The sequence below is a fragment of the Shimia sp. MMG029 genome, from assembly GCF_027947445.1.
Taxonomy (GTDB): domain Bacteria; phylum Pseudomonadota; class Alphaproteobacteria; order Rhodobacterales; family Rhodobacteraceae; genus Shimia.
Genome location: NZ_JAQJIM010000001.1, coordinates 341147 through 363448 on the forward strand (window position 1 = coordinate 341147; position 22302 = coordinate 363448).

Sequence of the window (22302 nt, forward strand, 5' to 3'; positions counted from 1 at the left end):
TTGATGACTGAGGACCTCCCCGCAGCTGGATTGAGATCGGGCCCGCGTCATGTGGCCATTATTATGGATGGCAATGGCCGGTGGGCTCAAGCGCGGGGGCGGCCTCGGCTTTTTGGGCACCATGCTGGTGCCAAACGCGTGAAAGAGATCGTGCGTGCTTGCGCGCCGTTGGGTGTTGAGTACCTGACGATTTTCGGGTTTTCGACGGAGAACTGGAAGCGGACACAGGCTGAAGTGGCTGGGCTGATGAGCCTGTTTCGTCAGTACATCCGCAAAGAAGCCCGGTCTTTGAAAGCCGAAGGCGTGCGTGTGCGTTTTATTGGTGATCGTCTCGGACTGGACGCCAAGTTGCAGGCCCTGATGGACGAACTTGAAGAGCTGACAGCAGAGAATACCGGCGTGAATCTGACCATTGCCCTGAACTATGGTGGTCGTGACGAAGTGGCACGGGCGACACAGCGACTGGCGCAGGATGTGGCCAATGGCACACTTAAACCCGAAAATGTGAACGAAGAGACTTTGCCGAAGTATCTGGACACCTGTGTGCTGCCTGATCCTGATCTTGTGGTGCGCACCAGTGGTGAGGCAAGGATCTCGAACTTTCTGCTCTGGCAGTCGGCCTATGCTGAATATGAGTTTATCGACACGCTGTGGCCAGATTTTTCCAAAGAGGAATTTCGGAAGTTGGTGGAAGCCTATTCCGCCCGTGATCGGCGATTTGGAGCTGTGAGCGCGTGAGCGGCACAGGGAAGGACAGCGGCACTTGGGGGGACTTGCCTGCGCGGATGGGATCGGCGCTGGTGATGTTGTCTGTGGGCGGTGTGGCCATCTGGCAGGGCGGTGTGCTCTTTCATGAACTGGTGGTCTTGATCTGCGCTGGCATGGTCTGGGAATTGACCCGTATGCTGAACGGCGGCGACGGGCGCAGCGCGCTCGTGATGGCCATGATCGCTGGGGCAGCGCTCCTGTCGACATATGTTTTGCCTGGTTTTGCGATTGCGCCGGTTTTGGCTGCTGTCGGTTTCGTGGGGGCTGGTCAGGCGGGTAAATATCGTTTGATTTATGGCGCTTATGCGGTGGGCTTGATGTTCGCCTGCTACGGTTTGATCGTGCTTCGGGACGTGCGCGGTGCCTACTGGCTGTTATGGCTTGTCTCCGTTGTTGTGGCGACAGACGTAGCTGGCTATTTCGCAGGGCGCATCATTGGCGGCCCGAAGTTCTGGCCGAAGGTGAGCCCCAAAAAGACATGGTCTGGGACAGCTGCTGGCTGGATCGCGGCGGCGGCAGTTGGCATGGCATTTGGCGGTACGACATTGATCGTGCTGAGCGTGATGGCGGCGTTTGCGTCTCAAATGGGAGACGCAGCGGAAAGTGCGCTGAAGCGGATGACCGGTATTAAAGATAGTTCAAATCTCATTCCTGGTCATGGCGGTTTGCTGGATCGGTTTGACGGAATGATGGGGGGCGCCTTGTTGGTGCTGATGCTGGGCGCTGCTTTGGGGTTGCCAGCGATCTGAGGCGCAGTCGTTTGGCGTTTGCGCCCGGTACAACCAACCCGGCACGCATCGTTTGCGTTGAAGGTGTTAATGGGACCTGTGCCTGCTTTCTCCCCACGCTTGCCTCAAGAATGTCGAAATATGCCTTGATACGAGGGCGAAAACTGACCATCTCGCTCGCAAGAGAGCGGATGAGTTTTTTGCAAATTAATGGCTCAAAGGCCGCCAGAAGCGCCAAAAAGAGGACGTGCATTTGGATATTTCAACGCTAATCCCGAGTTTCGGCAGTGGCGCATTGACGGTTCTGTGGTTTGTTGTCGCTTTGTCGATCATCGTGGCGATCCATGAGTATGGCCACTACATCGTGGGTCGATGGAGTGGCATTGGCGCGGATGTGTTCAGCATTGGCTTTGGGCCAGTGCTGTGGTCGCGCGTTGATAAACGCGGCACACAATGGCAGATCGCCGCAATCCCGCTGGGCGGATATGTGAAGTTCAAAGGGGACGCCAATGCCGCAAGTGGCAAAGATGGCGAGGCCATGGCTGACATGAATGATGAAGAGCGGCGGGCCAGCATGCACGGGGCACCGCTCTGGGCGCGGGCAGCCACTGTTGCGGCCGGGCCGATCTTCAATTTCATTCTTTCACTGATCATTTTTGCCGCTGTCATGATGGTGAATGGGCAGGTTGGCAGCCGGTTGATTGTTGGCGAAATGCGGGACCTGCCAAATGCACCGTACAGTTTGCAGCCCGGCGATTTGGTGCGTGAGGTAAATGGGGTCACGCTGCCCTCATTTGATGAGCCTGAGGCATTTGCTGAATTTTGGCGTGATATGGAGAAGCAGGACCCTCTGCCGTATCTCGTCAGTCGCGATGGAGAAGAGGTCGAAGTTACTGGGCCGTATCTTTATCCCCCAATGGTGTTGTCGCTTGCGCCACGTTCTGCGGCTTACAACGCAGGTCTGGAAGTGGGGGATGTATTTACCGAGATTGACGGCGCGCCTGTCGTTGCGTTTTCAGAGTTGAAAGAGGCTGTGGAAACCGGCGAAGGGCAAACGTTGCTTTTGACGGTTGCGCGAGATGGGGCGGAGCAGAAGTTTGCGCTGACTCCGCGCCGCGTGGACGAGCCACAAGACGATGGTGGCTTCGTTACAAATTGGCGGATTGGCATCGGCGGTGGTTTCGCTTTTGAGCCCGCCACCGAGGCGCTACCATTTGGCGAGGCGGTTGCGGCTGGGGCATCGCAGACAGTGCGGATCATGGAGGGGTCTCTGAGTGGGCTCTATCATATGATTACGGGTGCGATCAGCAGTTGTAACCTGTCTGGACCCGTTGGGATTGCGCAGACCTCGGCTGCGATGGCGAGCCAAGGCACACAAAGCTTCATCTGGTTCATTGCGGTCTTGTCGACGGCAATTGGTCTTCTCAATCTGTTCCCGATTCCCATGCTGGATGGCGGACATCTTGTTTTTTACGCTTACGAAGCTGTCACTGGCCGTCCGCCCGCGGATGGCGTGTTGCGGGTTTTGATGACCGCAGGCATGATGATTGTTCTGGGCATGATGCTGTTTGGACTGACCAACGATTTGTTCTGTCCATAAGCGGAAAAGCCTGATCAATGCAGGTTTGCCGTTAACCTTTAAGGCGCGCAGATTTTTTGCGCGCCCTAATTCTGCCCCAATCAAAAGTTATTATTGTCTTTACAGATCAATATGGATCTAAGATTTGGGGCTAGATAAATGCAAACAATCACAAATGGATATCGTGCAATTGGTCTTTTGATTGATATCAATTGGGACCGTTTTGTGTATCCGTCTGCTGTTGTGGCTGGGCTAGTTATTGGCGCCTATATCAGCAGCTTGATCCACTAAAAGGGTAGATCACTTATCCCGTTTGCTGTGCGCTCGCGGCGCGATTTCTGAGCGGAGTTACGCTATATCCGGTAGCTGTTCGTGCTGCACCTGCCATCTTTGGTGTGTTGGCCACAAGAAACAGTGGCAAGATTCCTGCTATTGCTGTTTTGACAACGTCGGGTAATCCCGGTACTCACATCGTGTACAGGGATACTTCGGAGTTTGGGAATGACCAAACAAACATGTGCTTTGGTAACAACCAAAGACCGTGACGAGGCGCAGAGCAGGCGTTTTGTGACAGGAATTTATAGCGCAGCCTTTGCTGCGGCGCTCGCGGCTATGGTCGCGATGCCGAGCGTTGGCCATGCACAGAACTATAACTTTGGCTCAATTCGCGTTGACGGAAATCAGCGGATCGAATCCTCTGCGATCACCAACTATGCCGGCCTGCAGACAGGGCAGCCTGTGACAGGCGGCCAGTTGAATGCCGCCTACCAGCGCGTTTTGGAAAGCGGACTGTTTGAGACCGTTGAGCTTGTCCCCAGTGGTAACACGCTGACCATCAAGGTCACGGAGTATCCGACGATCAACCGCATCAGCTTTGAAGGCAACCAGCGCCTGAAAGACGACGCGCTTGAGGGCCTAGTTGAGTCTGAGCCGCGCCGAGTGCTGAACCCTACTGTGGCGGAGCGTGACGCTGCGCGCATCACACAAGCCTATGCAGAGTCCGGCCGTTTGGCCGCGCGCGTCACACCGCGTATCATTCGCCGCAGCGACAACCGTGCTGATCTGGTGTTTGAGGTCTTTGAGGGCGGGATCGTAGAGATTGAGCGTATCGGTTTCGTGGGCAACCAGAACTTTGGAGACAGTCGCCTACGCCGGGTCTTGAATACAAAACAAGCCGGCCTGCTGCGCGCGTTCTTCCAGCAAGATACCTTCGTCAACGACCGTATCGAATTTGACAAACAAGTGCTGCGCGACTTCTACCTGTCCCGAGGGTATGTAGATTTCCGCACCCTGAGTGTGAACGCTGAGCTTTCCCGTGAGCGAGACAGCTACTTTGTGACCTTCAATGTCGAAGAAGGGCAGCAGTTCAAATTTGGTCAGATTACCGCCTCTTCCGATATCGAAGGTCTGGACGCGTTGGCCTATTTGGAAACTCTGCGGCTGAAACCTGGTGTGGTATACACGCCGAGCCTGGTTGAGAGCTCGATCGCGCGCATGGAGCGTTTCGCGCTGAAAGAGGGCGAGGATTTCATTCGTGTCGATCCTCGCATCACACGCAATGACCGTGATCTGACACTCGATGTGGATTTTGTCATCACACGCGGACCAAAGATTTTTGTTGAACGGATCGATATTGAGGGCAACACAACAACCCTCGACAAGGTGATCCGCCAGCAGTTCCGTATTGTAGAAGGTGACCCCTTCAATCCGCGTGAAATTCGAGAGAGTGCCGAACGCATTCGGGCGCTTGGCTTCTTTGCAAATGCAGAGGTCAATGCACGTGAGGGCAGTAGCCCTAGCCAGGTGATTGTGGATGTCGATGTAGAAGAACAGCCCACAGGCTCGCTTTCTGTCGGTGGTACATACTCAACCAATGATGGGATTGGCCTTGCGGTCCGCTTCAGTGAGGCGAACTTCCTTGGGCGTGGACAGAACTTGAACTTGTCGTTCTCGACCTCGTCTGACATCGTCGACTATGGCTTGTCCTTCCAGGAACCTGCGTTTCTTGGCCGTGATCTAAGTGCTGGGTTCAATTTGTCGTATCGCGAGTTTGAGCCAAGTGATGCGCGTTTCAGCAACACTGTTGGTGAATTTACGCCATCGATGGGCTTCCAGCTTGGCGAGTACTCTCGTATGCAGCTGCGATACTCGTTGGTCAATTCGGATATGAGCATCGAGCAAGGCACTGATCTGAATGACACGATCATCAATCAGGAAGCTGCACGCGGTGACATCTGGAAGAGTTCGGTTGGCTATACCTACCGTTACGACACTCGCCGCTCGGGCCTTGATCCGACACGCGGTTTCTTGCTGGAATTCGGTCAGGAATTTGGCGGCGTAGGTGGGGATTACACCTATGTTGAGACGACCGGCCGCGCCGTGGCCGAAGCGTTGGTGTTGAATGAAGAAGTCACGTTGCGGGCAACCCTGCAGGGGGGCGCGCTTTACTCGCCAGACAATGACAGCCGCATTGACGACCGCTTCATCGTGACCGCCCGCAATATTCGCGGTTTTGAGCCTTATGGCATTGGTCCACGTGAACAGGGCACCAGCGGTGGCACGACGTTTGATGATGCTTTGGGCGGCAACTTTTATGCCGTCGCACGCTTTGAGGCGGAGTTCCCGCTTGGCCTGCCAGAGGAACTCGGGATCACGGGTGGTCTGTTTTACGATGTAGGCTCTTTGTGGGGGCTGGATCAGACGTCTCCCAATGTGGTCGGTGAAGATTTCTCGCTGCGCCATGTGATTGGTGCCTCCATTTTCTGGAACACGCCGATTGGGCCGCTGCGCTTTAACTTTACAAAAGCACTGCAAAAAGAAGAGTTCGACCGAGAGCAGAACTTTGACTTCACCATCAGTGCGCAGTTTTAAGTGCTGATGCGCGGCCTGCTTGCTGGGGTTGCGATCGGGGTGGCGGGGCTTTTGGAAGCGCCCGCCACTTTTGCACAGGATGTCGCATCGCCGGAGAGCGTCGTGCCTATTGCGGCGGTCCTGACGGTGGACAGTGAGGTGATGTATGCGCAATCCCTATTTGGGTTGCGGGTCAGCCAAGAACTCGCTGCAGAAGAAGCGGTGCTTCTGGCAGAGAACCGACGCATTCAAGCTGAACTCACCGAAGAAGAGCGGGAATTGACTGCTCAGCGCGAGGGTATGGATCCGAAAGCATTTCGCGCCATTGCCGATGCCTTTGACACACGCGTGGTACAGATCCGCATTGAGCAAGAGCAGAAATCGCGCAATATTGAGGTGCGCCGAAAGCGTCAAGAGGAAGAGTTTATTCGCGCGGCCAGCCCAATCTTAACCGATCTCATGCGTGAAGCAGAAGCGAGTGTGATAATGGAGCGGCGCGACATGCTGCTGGCTGATCCCTCTATTGATATTACGTCCGTAGCGATTCAGCGTCTCAATCAGAGGCTTGGCGATGGCCGCGTGCAAGGCGACAATTCGCAGGATGCCGGGCAGGACAACTGATCGCTTTTCTTGCATTTTGGCCGCGATAACGCATCGCTTCCTTGGGGCGCATGCTTGCCCCTCGCGCCGGGGATTGCTAGGGCTACAACACCAAACAAGACGCAGCAGGAGCGCAAAATGTCTCAAGAGCTTAAGAGTGCCGATATCGATCTGATCCAACGGATCATTCCTCATCGCTACCCGTTTCTGCTGGTGGACAAAGTTGTTGACATTGATGGGTACGCTTCTGCAACCGGCATCAAGAACGTCACCATGAATGAGCCGCATTTTCAGGGGCATTTTCCGTCCAAGCCAATCATGCCGGGCGTGACGATTGTGGAAGCAATGGCACAAACCTCTGCTGTGATGGTGGGCGTGGCGCTTGATATGGCTGACAAAGATCTGTTGGTATATTTCATGGGCATCGACAAATGTAAGTTCCGCCGGATGGTGGTGCCCGGTGATGTGCTTGAAATGCGTGTGACCACGACCAGGGGCAAGCCTGGTGGCAAGGTTTGGAAGTTTGCTGGCACTGCCACAGTTGGCGGCGAAGTGGCGTGTGAAGTTGAATTCACTGCCATGATGGACCTGCCCAAGGAGTAAGTCTCATGGGAGTTTCGGACTCTGCTCAAATTCACGCCTCAGCCGTCATTGAAGCGGGCGCCAGCATCGCGGAGGGCTGCGTTGTTGGCCCGTTTTGCGTAGTGGGGCCACAGGTTGTTCTGCATAAGAATGTTGTGCTCAAAAGCCATGTGGTTGTGACTGGCAACACGGAGATTGGCGCGGAGACAGAGATCTTCAGCTTTTCGGTGATTGGTGAAGTGCCTCAGGACCTGAAGTTTGATGGCGAGGCCAGCAAGCTTGTCATAGGTGAGCGCAATCGCATTCGTGAACATGTCACGATGAACACCGGCACAGAAGGTGGTGGCGGTGTGACCCTTGTCGGCAACGACGGGTTGTTTATGGCTGGTTGCCACATTGCGCATGATGCTCAGATCGGTGATCGCGTGATTGTGGTGAATTCAGCGGCTGTGGCCGGGCATTGTATCATTGAGGACGATGTCATTATCGGCGGGCTTTGCGGCATTCATCAGTGGGTGCGGATCGGCCGTGGCGCGATCATTGGTGCAGTGTCCATGGTGACCAACGATGTCATTCCATATGGATTGGTGCAGGGGCCACGCGGCGAGCTGGATGGGCTTAATCTTGTAGGCTTGAAGCGGCGCGGCGTTGCACGTGCGGATATCACCGCGCTGCGGGCTGCGTTTCAGATGCTGGCACAGGGGGAAGGCGCTTTCCTTGAGCGTGCCAAGCGCTTGGGCGAGGATTCCGACAGCGAATATGTGCAGGAAATCGTGGCTTTTGTTCTGGGAGAGACCGACCGGTCCTTCCTGACACCGCGCTAAGCCGTCTTTTCGATTGAGGCTGATATGAGCAAACTGGCGATTCTTTGTGGTGGTGGCAATCTGCCGCCAGCATTGGCAGAGGCGCATCCAGACGCCCATTGCGTGGTGTTTGACGGCGTTGCCCACGCCATGCGTGGCAACGTGCATCAGCACCGGTTCGAAGAAATGGGGGCGCTGTTTGCAGCCTTGCATGAAGCTGGCGTCACGAAGTTGGTGATGGCTGGGGCCCTAGGACGTCCTGCGCTGGATCCAACCCGGTTTGATGCCGGTATGATGGCCATTGCGCCGCGGCTATTGCCTGCCCTTCAAGGGGGCGATGATGCCATTTTGCGGCTGATCATTGCGGTTTTTGAAGAGCAGGGATTTGAGGTAGTCGGCGCGCATAGCCTGTTGCCGGCTATTTGCGCTGAGGAGGGGCTGATTGCCGGCCCTGCACCCTCAGATGCCGCGCTATCAGATACAACGCGCGCTGTCTCAATTCTCGATACGCTGTCGCCACTTGATGTCGGGCAGGGCGTGGTTGTCGCGGCTGGCCTGTGCTTGGGCATTGAAACCCTGCAAGGCACCGATGCTTTGCTGCGCTTTGTGGGCAAAACACCGCAGTCGCTGCGGCGTGGAAAAGGCGTTTTTGTGAAAGCGCCTAAGCGGGGGCAGGATCTGCGTGTGGATATGCCAGCTATTGGGCCTGCGACTGTAGACGCCGCGGCTGCGGCTGGTGTTGAGGGCATTGTCGTTGAAGCGGGCAAGGTGATGATCATTGACCGTGCAAAAACTATCGCTGCGTTAGAACGCAGCGGGCTTTTCCTGATGGGGCGCGTGCTCTGATGAAAGTATTTCTGGTCGCTGGAGAACTGTCGGGCGACCGGTTGGGTGGGGCCTTGATGGAGGGGTTACGCCAATTGGTGCCTGGTGTTCAGTTTGCCGGGGTGGGCGGCCCGTTGATGGGCGCGCAGGGGCTTGAGAGCCTGTTTCCCATGGATGAGCTGAGCGTGATGGGTATCGCAGAGGTGCTGCCGAAGTATCGCCATCTCGTGAAACGGATGCATCAAACTGCGCAGGCGGTGGTCGATTGGCAGCCCGATGTGCTGATCACCATAGACAGCCCTGATTTTTGCCTGCGTGTGGCGCGTGAGGTGAAAGTCAAAAGCGCGATCCGTTGCGTGCATTATGTCGCTCCTTCTGTTTGGGCCTGGCGTCCCAAAAGAGCGCAGAAAATGGCACGATCAGTGGATCATGTCCTTGCGCTGCTTCCGTTTGAGCCGCCGTATATGGAGGCGGTTGGGCTGCGATGTGATTTTGTTGGGCATCCGGTTGTGACAGAGCCTGTGGCCAGCACAGAAGAGGTCGCGGCGTTTCGGGCGCAGCATGACATCGGAGATGCGCCGCTGTTGGTTGCTTTGCCTGGGTCGCGGCGGGGCGAAGTTGCGAGGCTGACACCTGCTTTTGGTGAGGTGGTTGGGCTGCTGAAAGCAGAAAAGCCGGATCTGCAGGTGGTGGTGCCAGCGGCGGCGCCGGTGGCAAATGCGGTGAAAGAAGCGGTCGCGGCGTGGCCGCATGCCCCGATTGTGCTTGATCCCAACCAGCTGGGGCAGGCGGACGGACTTGCTCAGAAGCGCGCGGCCTTTGCAGCGGCTGATGTGGCTTTGGCCGCTTCTGGCACGGTTTCACTGGAACTGGCCGCCAGCGCGACGCCTATGGTTGTGGCCTACGACATGAGTTGGCTGAGCTGGCAGATCATGAGCCGCATGGCGTTGATAGATACAGTGACGTTGGTCAATCTGGTGTCTGAGACCCGCACCGTTGAGGAATTTTTGGGCCCTGCGTTTCTGCCCAAAGACATCGCGCCTGCCATTCTGCGTGTCTTGGAGAAGCCTGACGCCCAGAATGCAGCTATGAGCCTGACAATGGAACGTCTCGGGAGGGGGCAGGAGGCCCCGGGGCTACGAGCTGCGCGGGCGGTTTTGGAAGGCCTGAAGGGATGATCGAGATTGCCACTTTGGCGATCTCTTCTGCGGTTGCGCATCTGGCAACCAATTTGGACAATCTGATCATTTTGATCGGTCTGATCGCGACGGTTGGCCCACGTCCTGCCATTTCCGGCTATCTGTTGGCGCAAGTCATGGTTTTGACAGCGGCCTTTTTTGTGGCGGAGCGTGTGGACACAGAGTTGCCCATACCCGTGGGGTACCTCGGCGCAATTCCAATCGGCCTGGGCCTGTGGTCACTTTGGCACAGGACTGACCCTTCTACCGAGGTACAATCACCGACGGTGCGGCCGCAGGTGTTCGCGTTGACCCTGCTGTTTTTGAGCCTGTCGTTTGACACATTTGCCGTGTTTGCGCCGCTTTTAGCGGATTCGCGCGCCGCCTTTTCCGCACCCGTGCTCTTGGGGGCGGCTGTGTCAGCGATGGCGCTCGCATTGGCAGGCGCCATGATTGGGCAATTTGCACCCAGTCGAGTGGCTCAGGTGGCCCGATTGGAGCGGTTTGCGCCTTACGTTATGATCGCAATTGGGCTCTACGTTGTGCTGAACACCGCGACCGACGCGGTTTAGTAGCCACGCCAGATCCAGCCACCGCCAAAGATACGTGAGCTTTCGGTGTCATAGAACACGCAGGCCTGACCGGGAGACACACCTTCTTCTGGGGTGAGCAATTCTACCTCAGCTGTGGTCGGACCGGTGGGGCGAATAATCGCTTCGCGTGGCGGACGGGTTGAGCGCACTTTGACTGCTACATGCCATTCTGCACGTGACTCAAACGGTTCATCCCCTAGCCAGTTGATTTCTCGCACAGGCACGATGCGGGTTGAGAGCATATGCTTGGGCCCAACAACCACCTGTTTCTTGTCTACGTCCAGCTTCACCACATAGAGCGGCTCGCTCAGTCCGCCGATGCCAAGCCCTCGGCGCTGGCCAATGGTGTAGTGAATCACACCATTGTGTGTGCCCCGCACCTTGCCTTCGTGATCCACAATTTCACCAGCATCTGCGGCACCTGGGCGTAGTTTTTCAATCACGCTGGCATAGTCGCCATTTGGCACGAAGCAGATATCCTGACTGTCAGGCTTGTCTGCCACCGACAGCCCATATTCAGCAGCCAGGGCCCGTGTTGCGTCTTTGTTGGGCAAATGACCCAGCGGGAATCGAAGGTAGTCCAGCTGCTCTGGAGTGGTCGAAAACAGGAAGTAGCTTTGATCGCGGCGGGCATCAGCCGCGGAGTGCAGCTCCGGCCCGTTGTCTCCGACTTTGCGCTGAATGTAGTGGCCCGTGGCCATGCAATCAGCATCGAGATCCTTTGCGGTTTCCAGAAGATCCTTGAACTTCACACGTTCGTTGCATCGAATGCAGGGCACGGGGGTGGCGCCGCTCAGGTAGCTGTCTGCGAACTCATCAATCACCGCGTCTTGGAAAATGTTCTCATAATCCAAGACATAGTGCGGGAAGCCCTTTTCCTCTGCCACGCGGCGGGCATCGTGAATATCGATTCCTGCACAACACGCGCCTTTTTTGGCCAAAGCGGCGCCATGGTCGTAAAGTTGCAAGGTCACACCCACAACATCATAGCCTTCGTCAGCCAACTGTGCGGCCACAACGGAGCTGTCAACACCGCCAGACATGGCCACGACCACACGGGTCTCAGAAGGGGGCTTCGCAAAGCCCAAGGAATTAAGGGGGGTGTCGCTGTCAAGCGCCATGGTGAGTCTCTCTTATCAGAAGTCGTCGAGAATATAGGAAAATCTTAGATACTCTCAAGGGGCGCTTTAGGGCGTCGTTAAGTCCCTTCGTCGAAAATTTTCCTCATTCGAGGAGACGGACGAAATGTTTTTGAAAAAAGTTGAAGGGCCAAGGTGTGTTACCCTGTCAGATGGGCAGGTGATGACCCGCGCGGATTTGCCGTCTGCCAACACCAAGCGGTGGGTGGCATCACGCAAGGCTGCGGTTGTGCGTGGTGTGGCCTATGGATTGATCACCAAACGTGAAGCGCTTGAAACATATAAAATAAGCGATGACGAATTCAACGAATGGGTGACCGCTGTGTCAACCCATGGCCAGGAGGCTTTGAAAGCAACTGCGATACAAAAATTTCGGCACAACTGATTTTGAATCTTAACCTTTCTAAACTGGTAACGGGTCGTTAACCTTTAATCATTAAGGTTAATGTTAACACCGAAACCCTCCCAGTTGTAAGGAAGTCAAAATGAGAGTGCTGCTGGTCGAAGACGATCCTACTACATCCAAAAGCATCGAAATGATGCTAACACATGCCAATTTGAATGTTTATGCCACCGACCTCGGTGAAGAAGGCATCGATTTGGCGAAGTTGTATGACTACGATTTGATTCTGTTGGATCTCGGTCTGCCGGATATGCCCGGTCACGAAGTGCTGCGCCAGCTGCGCACGTCGCGCATTGATACGCCGATCCTTATCCTTTCTGGTGCCGATGACACCGAGAGCAAGCTGAAAGGCTTTGGCTATGGCGCGGATGACTACCTGACCAAACCGTTCCATCGCGAAGAACTGGTCGCGCGCATTCACGCGATTATCCGCCGTTCGAAAGGTCATAGTCAGTCTGTGATCAAAACTGGCCGTATTTCTGTGAACCTTGATGCCAAAACCGTTGAAGTCGAAGGCAAAACCGTTCACCTGACCGGCAAAGAATATCAAATGCTGGAGCTGTTGAGCCTGCGCAAGGGCACAACGCTGACCAAAGAGATGTTCCTGAACCACCTCTATGGTGGCATGGATGAGCCAGAGCTTAAAATCATCGACGTGTTTATCTGTAAGCTGCGCAAAAAACTGAGCGAAGCAACAGACGGCGATAACTATATCGAAACAGTCTGGGGCCGTGGATACGTGTTGCGCGACCCTGAGCCGGTATCGGCAACTGATGATCCGGTGGCGATGCGCGCCTGATAAGCGCCGGGATCTGCTGGACCTCACCGCGTCTCACGCCTATCACTTGGGAGGGTATGATAGGGAGACGCACGTGGCCAAAGAGATCGCCATTGCAGAATTGACTATGGAGCAGGCGCGCGAGGAACTCGGGCGCCTTTCCGCGTTGCTGGGTCAAGCGAATCGCGACTACCACGGCGCGGACGCGCCGACGATTTCAGATGCGGACTATGACCGTCTGAAACGTCGCAACCAAGAGATTGAGGCGCGATTCCCTGATCTGAAGCGCGCAGACAGCCCAACCGAACAAGTCGGGGCAGCGCCAGCTGAGGGATTTGGTAAAATCGCTCATGCGGTGCCAATGCTGAGCCTTGGCAATGCGTTTGACGATCAGGATGTAGAGGATTTTGTTGATCGTATCCGCAAATATCTGGGGCAAGGCACGGGGGCGCTTGCTTTTACTGCGGAACCCAAAATTGATGGTCTGAGCCTGTCGTTACGTTACGAAAATGGCAAATTGGTCCATGCGGCGACACGTGGCGACGGGACCACCGGCGAAAATGTTACCGAAAACGCCAAAACCATCGCCGATATCCCACATAACATCGCGGATGCGCCGGAGGTTCTAGAGGTGCGCGGCGAAGTCTACATGAGCCACGCGGACTTTGCGGCCCTGAATGCCCGAATAGCGGCGGAAAACGAAACACGCGCCGAGGCTGGAAAACGTGCGTTGACCGTGTTTGCGAACCCGCGCAATGCGGCTGCGGGCAGCCTGCGCCAGCTGGATCCATCCGTCACACGCGCGCGCCCGTTGAAGTTCTTTGCCTACGCCTGGGGAGAGCTTTCTGAACCGCTGGCAGACACACAGATGGCGGCCATCAAACGGCTTCAGTCCTTTGGGTTTGTGATCAATGATCTGACCGCGCTTTGCGCCAATGCTGATGAGATGATCGCGCAGTATCGCAAGATCGAAGAGGGTCGGGCGGGTCTCGGCTATGACATCGATGGCGTGGTTTACAAGGTGGACGAATTGGCCTTGCAGGCGCGTCTTGGCTTCCGCTCAACCACACCGCGTTGGGCCGTGGCGCATAAATTCCCGGCGGAGCTTGCCTGGACCTGGCTTGAGGCGATCGACATTCAGGTGGGGCGCACTGGTGCGTTGAGCCCCGTGGCGCGGCTGGCGCCTGTGACCGTGGGCGGCGTGGTGGTTTCTAACGCGACGCTGCACAATGAAGACTACATTGTTGGACGGGACAGCAAAGGGGCTGAGATCCGTGGCGGTAAGGACATCCGTGAAGGTGACTGGGTGCAGGTTTACCGCGCTGGAGATGTGATCCCAAAGGTGGCCGATGTGGACTTGAGCAAACGCAAGGACGATGCCGCGCGTTATGCATTTCCGGAAAGCTGTCCGGTGTGTGGCTCGCTTGCGGTGCGCGAGGAAGGCGATGCGGTGCGCTATTGCACCGGCGGGATGATTTGTGCCGCGCAAGCTATTGAAAAATTGCGTCATTTTGTGGCGCGAAAAGCCTTTGATATCGAAGGTCTGGGCGCGAAGCAGATAGAGATGTTCTTTGATGATCCTGACCTTCCCGTCCGCGAACCCGCACAGATATTCACGTTGGAACGCCGGGATGCGGGCAATCTCAACAAGCTGAAAAACCGCAAAGGCTGGGGTGACCAGAGTGCTGCCAATCTGTTTGCGGCCATCAACGATAAGCGCAAGATCGCCTTTGCGCGGGCGCTGTTCAGCCTTGGCATTCGCCATGTTGGCGAGAGCGCAGCCAAAGATCTCGCACTGCATTTCATGAGCTGGGAAAAGCTTGTGTATGCCGCTGAAACTTCTCGGCCTGCGGCGCTGGCGCATCGTGCGGCGGATCAGGCGGAAGAGGCAGAGCGCATTGCCGCGCAGCGCGAGGGGCGTCGGGCACGTGTTAAGGAAAGCCGGGATGCGGCGATCGCAGAGTGCAAGGTGCCTGCGGGGGCGAAGGCGGTCTGGGCTGATCTGACCGGGATTGATGGCATTGGTGCTGCTGTGGGGCTATCTCTCACGGATGCTTTTGCCAACGCCGAAGAACGCGCAGCCATTGACCGGTTGATGGATGAGTTGGACATTATCCCACCTGAAGCACCGTCTCAGGAAAGTCCGGTGGCGGGTAAAACCGTGGTTTTCACCGGATCGCTTGAGAAAATGACTCGTGCAGAAGCCAAAGCGCGCGCCGAAAGCCTTGGTGCGAAAGTGTCTGGCTCTGTCTCCAAGAAAACCGATCTTTTGGTTGCCGGACCGGGGGCGGGTAGCAAGGCTGCCAAGGCGCAGGAATTGGGAATTGAGACCATCGACGAGGATGGCTGGCTAGCGATGATTGAGGGCCTATGAGCGGACGGCCGGAAAGCCTGTTTCCGCTTTTTGCGGATGTGACAAAACTGGACGGTGTTGGGCCAAAAACGGCGCAGCATCTGGAACAGATTGACGTCACCAAGCCACGGGATCTGCTGTTTCAGCTGCCCTATGCCGGGATTGATCGCGCGCAAAAGCTTTCTGTGACTGAGGCGGAGCTGCCGGGAGTTGTCACTGTGCAGGTCTTGGTGGGGGCGCATCGACCGCCGCGCACCAAGGGCGGGGCTTATCGTATCACGGTACAGGACGCGATGACCTCGTTTCAGATCGTGTTCTTTCATGCACGCACGGATTACCTGCAGAAGATCCTGCCAGAGGGCGCAAGGCGCGTGGTGTCTGGCAAGGTTGAGCTGTTTGATGGTGTCGCGCAGATGGTGCACCCAGAGTATGTGGTCGCGCCCAATGAGGTTGATGAAATCCCTGCGTTTGAGCCCGTGTATCCGCTAACCCACGGTGTGTCGCAGAAAACCATGGTTAAGGCCGTGCGATCTGCGCTGTCCAAAGCGCCGGATTTTGCGGAGTGGATTGATCCGTCACAGAAAGATCAGGCGAAATGGCCTTCCTGGACCGAGGCTATGGATCTGGTGCATCATCCCAAAGAGATTGCGCAGGTTGCGCCCAATCATCCAGCACGAGAGCGGCTGGCCTATGATGAATTTCTGGCGCATCAGATCACGCTGGCCTTGGCGCGCAGTCAGCTACAGCGAGCCAAAGGGGTGATTTCGCAGCAAACAACAGTGTTGCAGGCGAAGGTGCGCGCGGCGCTGCCTTATAAGCCAACAGGCGCGCAGGATCGGGCGATTGCGGCGATCTCACGCGACATGGCCGACGAGAGCCGTATGAACCGCTTGCTGCAAGGCGATGTGGGGGCAGGCAAAACGCTGGTGGCCTTCATGGCGCTGCTGATCGCCGTAGAGGCTGGCGGGCAGGGCGTGATGATGGCCCCAACGGAGATTTTGGCGCGCCAGCACATGGCCGGCTTGAAGCCGCTGGCGGAGAGCGCCGGCGTCGTGCTGGAAGTGCTGACCGGACGAGATAAAGGCAAAGAGCGCAAGGCCAAGCTCGAGGCGCTGGCCCGTGGAGACATTCACATTCTGGTCGGCACCCATGCGGTGTTTCAGCAGGATGTACATTTTCAGGACTTGCGGCTGGCCATTATTGACGAACAGCACCGCTTTGGCGTGCGCCAGCGTTTGGAACTGGGCAAAAAGGGTGCTGGCGCGGATGTGTTGGTGATGACCGCCACCCCCATCCCGCGCAGTCTGGCACTGGCGCAATATGGCGATATGGAAGTGTCCATTCTGGATGAGAAACCGCCAGGGCGACAGCCAATCACCACCGCGCTGGTATCTACCGCCCGCATGGAAGAGGTGGTGGGGCACCTGCAAAAGGCCGTGTCTGAGGGCAAACAGGCCTATTGGGTCTGTCCGCTTGTCGAAGAGAGCGAACGGGTGGACTACACCGCAGCGGATGTGCGTTTCAAAGCGCTGCGGGCTGCGCTTGGAGAGGGTGTTGTCGGGCTTGTGCACGGGCAAATGCCGCCTGAGGAGAAAGACGCGGCCATGGCGGCGTTTCAGGCTGGTGAGACGCAGGTGCTTGTCGCAACCACGGTGATTGAGGTTGGGGTGGATGTGCCCAATGCCACGATCATGGTGATAGAGCGTGCTGAGGCATTTGGTCTGGCGCAGCTGCACCAGCTGCGTGGGCGGGTTGGGCGTGGCTCTCAGGCCTCGACTTGTTTGCTGATGTATCAGGCCCCACTGACTGAAAGCGGGGAGAAACGCCTGAAGGTGCTGCGCGAGAGCGAGGATGGCTTTGTCATTGCGGAAACCGATCTGCAGATGCGAGGGGCAGGAGATCTTATTGGCACCGCCCAATCCGGTTTGCCGCGGTTCCGCATCGCAGATGTGGAGAGTCAGGCGAGCCTGATGGCGGTTGCGCAAAGTGATGCCCGCAAGCTGTTGCACGATGACCCGACGCTGGAAACAGAACGTGGGCAGGCAGCGCGTGTTCTTCTTTGGCTTATGGAGCAGGATCAGGCAATCCGTTTGATTTCAGTGGGTTAATCAAAGAATTCCACAAATGTTCCCTTTTGTTCTCAAAAAGTTCTTTACTCGAATCGTGGTGTGTGAGAACAAATAGGCAACAAAGTTGAGGGAGAAGGAGAGATCCAATGATGCAGCAAATCAAATCGGTGGTTCGCAATTCAGGTGACACGCTGTTGCAGGATGCTGTTGGTGGGGTCGCTCTGGTGATCATGCTGGTGCTTGCGCTGCATGTGCCCGGCTTTGTGTGAACTGTTCGATTTTTGTCTTTCTGTGCCACTGAGACGGGATGCGTCTCATCTTATTGCCTGCGGGCTTCACGCTGAGCCATCTACGCATCTGTCCCCCTTTGATGCGTTCTGACTGAAACTGCCTGTTCCAAGTCCTCTTGGGGATCTGCCTCCCCCATGTAGATGGCTCAGGTCCCACGTGAACACGTTTGGCCTCGCCGCCGCCTTCTTCGGAAGTGCGGCGGTTTTTTTCTGTTGTGGGATGCAGTTTAGGCGCTGGTCAGAGGCGTGATGCAGCAGCGCGTGAAGGCGTTAAGGGCCTTAAGCGCAGTTCACCTGTTCTGCGGCTTCAAAGGCTTCGGCAGTGGCTTCAAGCGCGAGCAGGATAGAGGCATGCCTGTTTTTGTAGTCTCGGGCAGGACGTAAGACTTCGAGACCATCAAAGGGGGCGGCCGGTGTGGGCCCATCCTGTTTTAGCATCTCTTTGAGCGCATCGCGCGCGCCTTCAATTTCAACACGACTTCTGCCAATCACATTGGCCCCGACCACCGAAGCGGCAGCCTGACCAAGGGCGCAGGCTTTCACATCCTGACCAAAGGCACTTATCACGCCGTCAGTGACCGTGACATCGACGGTGACAGTGGAGCCACACAGTGGGGAGCGTTTTTTGACGGTGGCGTCTGGCTCCGGCAGGCGATCCGTGTGCGGAATAGAGGCTGCCAATTGCAGGATCTGGCCAGAGTAAAGCTTGATCAGGTCGGTTTCGCCGGACATCGCTGTTTCCTTTGCTGCGTCATTCCTAGATAGAGAGGAAAACACGGTATGCAAAGGGGACGAAGGTATGGAATTTGACCCAAATTCGCTGACCTACAACGAAGCTGGTCTGATCCCGGCAATTGCGCAGGACAGCGAGACTGGCGAAGTGCTGATGATGGCCTGGATGAATGTGGAAGCGGTCCAGAAAACGCTTGAGACCAAGCGGGTAACATATTGGAGTCGCTCGCGTCAGTCATTTTGGATCAAAGGCGAAACTTCGGGCCATACGCAGGAGCTTGTCGATTTCCGCTATGACTGCGATCAGGACTGTATCTTGGTGTTGATCAAACAGGTTGGTGCAGCGTGTCACACCAATCGCCGCACATGCTTTTATACCGCTGTGCGCGATGGTCAGAACGTGGAGTTGATGGCGCCGATGGCCGACTAAAGGCCGACCATCGTGCGGATGTCTGCCGGGCTGGCGCCGTCTGCGCGGTATTTTGCGATGGCACGGGCGTCGTCGCGTTTGGCAAGGCGCTTGCCTGTGGCGTCGCGGATCAGATCGTGGTGGTGATAGCTCGGTGTCGGCAGCTTGAGCAACGCCTGAAGAAGTGCGTGGATTGCCGTGGCCTCAAAAAGGTCAGCGCCGCGGATGATGTGGGTGACATCGGTTGCCGCGTCATCAAGGACCACCGAGAGGTGGTAGGAGGCGGCCATATTGCGCCGCGCAAGCACCACATCCCCCACGTGAGAGATCAGCCTTTGGGCAACCAGCCGGTGCGTGCCGGTGTGCAGCGGACCTTGTTCTTCATAAGAGACAGGTAGGGCCAATGCGCAGGCCTTCTCCATATCAAGCCGCGTGCAAGTCGCGTCTTGCGGGGCGTGATGGGCGTGGCGGCAGGTTCCAGGATAGATGCGCCCGTCCGGGCCGAACTCCGGCACACCTTCCTGTGGCGCGCTGGCGGCGGCCTCAATATCACGACGGGTGCAGATGCACTCATAGGTCAGCCCCATGTCGCGCAATTGTCTTAGCGCCAAATGGTAGTCGGCAAAGTGATCAGATTGTTTGCGCACTGGGCTATCCCAAGTAATCCCGAGCCAGTGCAGATCCTCATAGATTTGCTCTTCCCACGCGGAACGGGCGCGGGACTGATCCAGATCATCAATGCGTAGCAGAAATTTCCCACCTGCGGCGCGCGCTGTGTCATGCGCAAGCAGCGCAGAAAAGGCATGGCCCAGATGTAGAGGGCCGGTTGGGGAAGGCGCAAAGCGGGTGATGTAGGTCACGATGGTCTGTCGCTTGTCAGTTTGCGCCACCCTAGGGCGATGGGATTTAGGCGTCTACCGTTGCCTGCGCATCGAGCCACGCCTGCCAGTCGGCTTTGGCGCGGTCGGTATAGGCTTTGTAGCGGTCTTTGCGGCCGCGGCGGCCCCCTTTGAGGCCATCCACCGGCTGGAACAGGCCGAAGTTCACGTTCATCGGCTGGAAGGTTTTTGCCTCCGCGCCGCCGGTGATGTGATGCACAAGCGCGCCCATTGCGGTGTTCAGCGGTGCGGTTGGGAGTGGTGCGCCGAGGATTTCAGCGGCGGCAAGGCGGCCCGCGAGCAAACCCATGGCTGCGCTCTCCACATAGCCCTCAACCCCCGTGACTTGTCCGGCAAAGCGGATGTTGGGGCGCGATTTGAGGCGCATCTGATCGTCCAGAAGGGTGGGCGAATTGATGAAAGTGTTGCGGTGGATGCCACCAAGGCGTGCGAAGGAGGCGTTCTCCAGACCGGGGATCATTTTGAACACCTCGGTCTGCGCGCCGTATTTCATCTTGGTCTGAAAACCAACGATATTATAAAGCGTTCCCAAAGCGTTATCACGACGAAGTTGAACCACCGCATAAGGCTTGTCATCCGGTTTGTGGACGTTGGTCAGCCCCACTGGTTTCATCGGGCCAAAGCGCAGGGTTTCGCGCCCGCGCTCGGCCATCACCTCGATCGGCAGGCAGCCGTCAAAGTAGCCAGCAGTTTCGCCTTCGTGGAATTCGGTTTTGTCCGCCGCAAGCAGTGCGTCGATGAAAGCCTCATATTGGTCTTTGGTCATCGGGCAGTTGAGGTAGGCTTTGCGCTCTTCTTCGGTTTCGCCTTTGTCGTAGCGTGATTGAAGCCAGGCCACATCCATGTCGATGCTCTCGGCATAGACAATCGGGGCGATGGCATCAAAAAACGCCAGACGGTCCGCGCCGGTTTCGGCTTGAATGGCCGCGCCAAGCGCAGTGGAAGTCAGCGGGCCGGTGGCGATGATCCAGTGGCCATCGCTGGGCAGCTCGGTGATTTCGCCGTATTCGACTGTGACACTGGGGTGCGCCACAAGCGCGTCTGTCACAGACTCTGCAAAGGGGTCGCGGTCCACCGCGAGCGCGCCACCGGCGGGCAGGCGATGCTCATCGGCCTTGGACATGATCAAGCCATTGGCGGCGCGCATTTCCCAATGCAACAGGCCCACGGCGTTTTGCTCATCATCGTCAGAGCGGAAGGAGTTGGAGCAGACCATCTCCGCCAGATGCCCGGTGCGATGGGCAAAGGTTTCCACCTTTGGGCGCATCTCGTGGATCACCACCTGAACGCCCATGTTCGCCGCTTGCCACGCGGCCTCTGCACCGGCCATGCCGCCGCCAATGATATGCAATGTCTGTGTCATGGGGGCGGACATAGGCGACGCTGCGCTATTTGGGAAGGGGCAAGGAGGGGTCTATTGTTCCCATTTGGGTGTTTCTTTGTTGAGGAATGCGTTGATCCCGGCTTCGGTTTCCAGCCAGAGCATGTTTTGCACCATCACATCGCCAGTATAGTCGTAGGCCTCAGAGAGTGGCATCTGAAGCTGCTCATAGAAAGCCTGTTTGCCAATTTTCACAGCGACACCAAGTTTGGCGGCGACGGTTTGGGCAACCTCTTCTGTGGCAGAAGCCAATTGGTCTTGCGGCACTACTCGGTTGACCAGCCCGAGAGCTTCGGCGCGTGAGGCGTTTATAAACTGGCCAGTGGTTAGCATTTCAAAGGCTTGTTTGCGCGGGATATTGCGGCTGAGCGCCACCATGGGGGTGGAGCAAAACAGGCCGATATTAACACCATTGACGCCAAAGCGAGTGCCCTCGGAAGCCACCGCCATATCGCAGCTTGCCACAAGCTGGCAGCCTGCGGCGGTGGCAATGCCGTGCACTTGGGCGATGACTGGTTGGGGCAGGCGCCGGATGGTCTGCATCATGGTGGCGCAGCGGGTGAAGAGGTCTTTGAAATAGGCTTTGCCGCCATCATGTGATTGCCGTCCGGCGGTCATCTGCTTGAGATCATGGCCCGCACAGAAGGCTTTGCCGCTGCCTGACAGTATGATCGCGCGAATGCTTTTGTCTTCCGCCAGCACCTCAAACTGATCCTGCAATGCGGCGAGCATTTCGTCAGACAGAGCGTTGAGTCGGCTCGGTGCGTTCATCCTCAAATGCGCCACCGCGTTTGTGTCGTGACGTTCCAGAATTGTCATCTTGCCCTCCCTGACGTTTGCGGCAACGGTAACGCCAGAGGGCAGGGAGGAAAAGCATGCAAGCTGTGATGAGTGCAGAAGAAATGACGGAGTTTCTGAAAGAAGTGTTCCCGCAGGTGGGCGATCTCTTTCATGTTGAGCATTTGGATGGGGTGCATACCGTTATGCGGATGCGCATCACAGAAGAGAATTTGCGCCCCGGTGGCACGGTGTCTGGTCCGTCGATGTTCACGCTGGCAGATGTGGCCGCCTATGTGGCGACCATGGCACGGATCGGGCGTGAGGCGTTGACCGTGACCACAAGTTGTTCGCTCGATTTTATGCGCAAACCTGCCGCTGGTAAGGATCTGGTTGCGAAAGCCGAATTGTTGAAACTGGGAAAAACGATGTCGGTGACGCATGTCCTTTTGTTTTCAGAGGGCGAGGACGAACCGGTCGCGCGTGCCAATATGACTTACGCCATACCTCCAAAGAAAATGACAGCATAAAAAAAGGCCGGGATAAACCCGGCCCAGGGGGGAAGA

Annotated in this window: 23 protein-coding genes; 18 read left to right on the top strand and 5 right to left on the bottom strand. The window is 56.8% G+C overall.

The window, feature by feature from the left end; genetic code table 11:
* Positions 1-3: 3 nt before the first annotated feature.
* From PJL69_RS01690 to PJL69_RS01740, 11 genes are all read left to right on the top strand, one after another.
* Positions 4-738: an isoprenyl transferase gene (locus PJL69_RS01690; protein ID WP_271308112.1), complete on the top strand. Its 735-nt coding sequence runs from the start codon at positions 4-6 to the stop codon at positions 736-738.
* Positions 735-1517: a phosphatidate cytidylyltransferase gene (locus PJL69_RS01695; protein ID WP_333781859.1), complete on the top strand. Its 783-nt coding sequence runs from the start codon at positions 735-737 to the stop codon at positions 1515-1517. The genes PJL69_RS01690 and PJL69_RS01695 overlap by 4 nt, the downstream gene beginning before the upstream one ends.
* Positions 1518-1749: 232 nt before the next feature.
* A complete protein-coding gene (gene rseP, locus PJL69_RS01700) occupies positions 1750-3096 on the top strand; it encodes an RIP metalloprotease RseP (protein WP_271308113.1) in 1347 nt (448 codons plus the stop codon).
* Between the two features lie 138 nt (positions 3097-3234).
* Complete coding sequence (locus PJL69_RS01705; protein ID WP_271308114.1) at positions 3235-3366, top strand: hypothetical protein; 132 nt, start codon at positions 3235-3237, stop codon at positions 3364-3366.
* Positions 3367-3576: 210 nt separating this feature from the next.
* The gene (gene bamA, locus PJL69_RS01710) at positions 3577-5946 is read left to right on the top strand and encodes an outer membrane protein assembly factor BamA (RefSeq protein WP_333781860.1); all 2370 of its coding nucleotides are present in this window, start codon (positions 3577-3579) and stop codon (positions 5944-5946) included.
* Between the two features lie 6 nt (positions 5947-5952).
* On the top strand, positions 5953-6546 hold the full coding sequence (locus PJL69_RS01715) for an OmpH family outer membrane protein (protein WP_271308115.1): 594 nt from the start codon (positions 5953-5955) through the stop codon (positions 6544-6546).
* 117 nt (positions 6547-6663) lie between these two features.
* The gene (gene fabZ, locus PJL69_RS01720) at positions 6664-7128 is read left to right on the top strand and encodes a 3-hydroxyacyl-ACP dehydratase FabZ (protein WP_271308116.1); all 465 of its coding nucleotides are present in this window, start codon (positions 6664-6666) and stop codon (positions 7126-7128) included.
* A 5-nt stretch (positions 7129-7133) separates the two neighbouring features.
* A complete protein-coding gene (gene lpxA / locus PJL69_RS01725; RefSeq protein WP_271308117.1) occupies positions 7134-7931 on the top strand; it encodes an acyl-ACP--UDP-N-acetylglucosamine O-acyltransferase in 798 nt (265 codons plus the stop codon).
* A 24-nt stretch (positions 7932-7955) separates the two neighbouring features.
* Complete coding sequence (locus PJL69_RS01730; RefSeq protein ID WP_271308118.1) at positions 7956-8756, top strand: LpxI family protein; 801 nt, start codon at positions 7956-7958, stop codon at positions 8754-8756.
* A complete protein-coding gene (gene lpxB, locus PJL69_RS01735) occupies positions 8756-9913 on the top strand; it encodes a lipid-A-disaccharide synthase (RefSeq protein ID WP_271308119.1) in 1158 nt (385 codons plus the stop codon). The genes PJL69_RS01730 and lpxB overlap by 1 nt, the downstream gene beginning before the upstream one ends.
* A complete protein-coding gene (locus PJL69_RS01740) occupies positions 9910-10485 on the top strand; it encodes a hypothetical protein (protein ID WP_271308120.1) in 576 nt (191 codons plus the stop codon). Before lpxB ends, PJL69_RS01740 begins: the two co-directional genes overlap by 4 nt.
* On the opposite strand, the gene mnmA is transcribed toward PJL69_RS01740, so the two are convergent.
* A complete protein-coding gene (gene mnmA, locus PJL69_RS01745; RefSeq protein ID WP_271308121.1) occupies positions 10482-11627 on the bottom strand; it encodes a tRNA 2-thiouridine(34) synthase MnmA in 1146 nt (381 codons plus the stop codon). The genes PJL69_RS01740 and mnmA overlap by 4 nt on opposite strands.
* A gap of 124 nt (positions 11628-11751) precedes the next feature.
* Between mnmA and sciP the strand changes: the two genes are divergently transcribed.
* From sciP to PJL69_RS01770, 5 genes are all read left to right on the top strand, one after another.
* Entirely contained in the window at positions 11752-12030 is a 279-nt protein-coding gene (gene sciP / locus PJL69_RS01750; protein ID WP_271308122.1) for a CtrA inhibitor SciP, read from the top strand.
* 100 nt (positions 12031-12130) lie between these two features.
* Positions 12131-12847, top strand: a complete 717-nt coding sequence (gene ctrA / locus PJL69_RS01755; RefSeq protein WP_209097404.1) for a response regulator transcription factor CtrA — start codon at positions 12131-12133, stop codon at positions 12845-12847.
* A 106-nt stretch (positions 12848-12953) separates the two neighbouring features.
* On the top strand, positions 12954-15200 hold the full coding sequence (gene ligA / locus PJL69_RS01760; RefSeq protein ID WP_271308961.1) for an NAD-dependent DNA ligase LigA: 2247 nt from the start codon (positions 12954-12956) through the stop codon (positions 15198-15200).
* Positions 15197-17287 (top strand): ATP-dependent DNA helicase RecG, encoded by a 2091-nt coding sequence (recG, locus tag PJL69_RS01765; protein ID WP_271308123.1) that lies wholly within the window; start codon positions 15197-15199, stop codon positions 17285-17287. Before ligA ends, recG begins: the two co-directional genes overlap by 4 nt.
* Before the next feature lie 107 nt (positions 17288-17394).
* The gene (locus tag PJL69_RS01770; RefSeq protein WP_271308124.1) at positions 17395-17517 is read left to right on the top strand and encodes a hypothetical protein; all 123 of its coding nucleotides are present in this window, start codon (positions 17395-17397) and stop codon (positions 17515-17517) included.
* 300 nt (positions 17518-17817) lie between these two features.
* Here PJL69_RS01770 and PJL69_RS01775 read toward each other — a convergent pair whose 3' ends face one another.
* Positions 17818-18270, bottom strand: coding sequence for an iron-sulfur cluster assembly scaffold protein (locus tag PJL69_RS01775; protein WP_209097401.1), 453 nt, complete (start codon positions 18268-18270; stop codon positions 17818-17820).
* 67 nt (positions 18271-18337) lie between these two features.
* On the opposite strand from PJL69_RS01775, the gene hisI reads away from it, so the two are divergent.
* Positions 18338-18700, top strand: a complete 363-nt coding sequence (gene hisI, locus PJL69_RS01780) for a phosphoribosyl-AMP cyclohydrolase (RefSeq protein WP_209097400.1) — start codon at positions 18338-18340, stop codon at positions 18698-18700.
* Here the strand turns inward: hisI and gluQRS are convergent.
* From gluQRS to PJL69_RS01795, 3 genes are read right to left on the bottom strand one after another with little or no spacing between them, the layout of a single operon-like run.
* Entirely contained in the window at positions 18697-19539 is an 843-nt protein-coding gene (gene gluQRS / locus PJL69_RS01785; RefSeq protein WP_271308962.1) for a tRNA glutamyl-Q(34) synthetase GluQRS, read from the bottom strand. The two genes, hisI and gluQRS, sit on opposite strands and share 4 nt — an antisense overlap.
* Positions 19540-19585: 46 nt before the next feature.
* Complete coding sequence (gene trmFO / locus PJL69_RS01790) at positions 19586-20941, bottom strand: methylenetetrahydrofolate--tRNA-(uracil(54)-C(5))-methyltransferase (FADH(2)-oxidizing) TrmFO (protein ID WP_271308125.1); 1356 nt, start codon at positions 20939-20941, stop codon at positions 19586-19588.
* 51 nt (positions 20942-20992) lie between these two features.
* A complete protein-coding gene (locus PJL69_RS01795) occupies positions 20993-21778 on the bottom strand; it encodes an enoyl-CoA hydratase (RefSeq protein ID WP_271308126.1) in 786 nt (261 codons plus the stop codon).
* 56 nt (positions 21779-21834) lie between these two features.
* On the opposite strand from PJL69_RS01795, the gene PJL69_RS01800 reads away from it, so the two are divergent.
* Positions 21835-22266 carry a PaaI family thioesterase gene (locus PJL69_RS01800; protein ID WP_271308127.1) on the top strand — a complete coding sequence of 144 codons (432 nt, stop codon included), beginning with the start codon at positions 21835-21837 and terminating at the stop codon, positions 22264-22266.
* Positions 22267-22302: the final 36 nt, after the last annotated feature.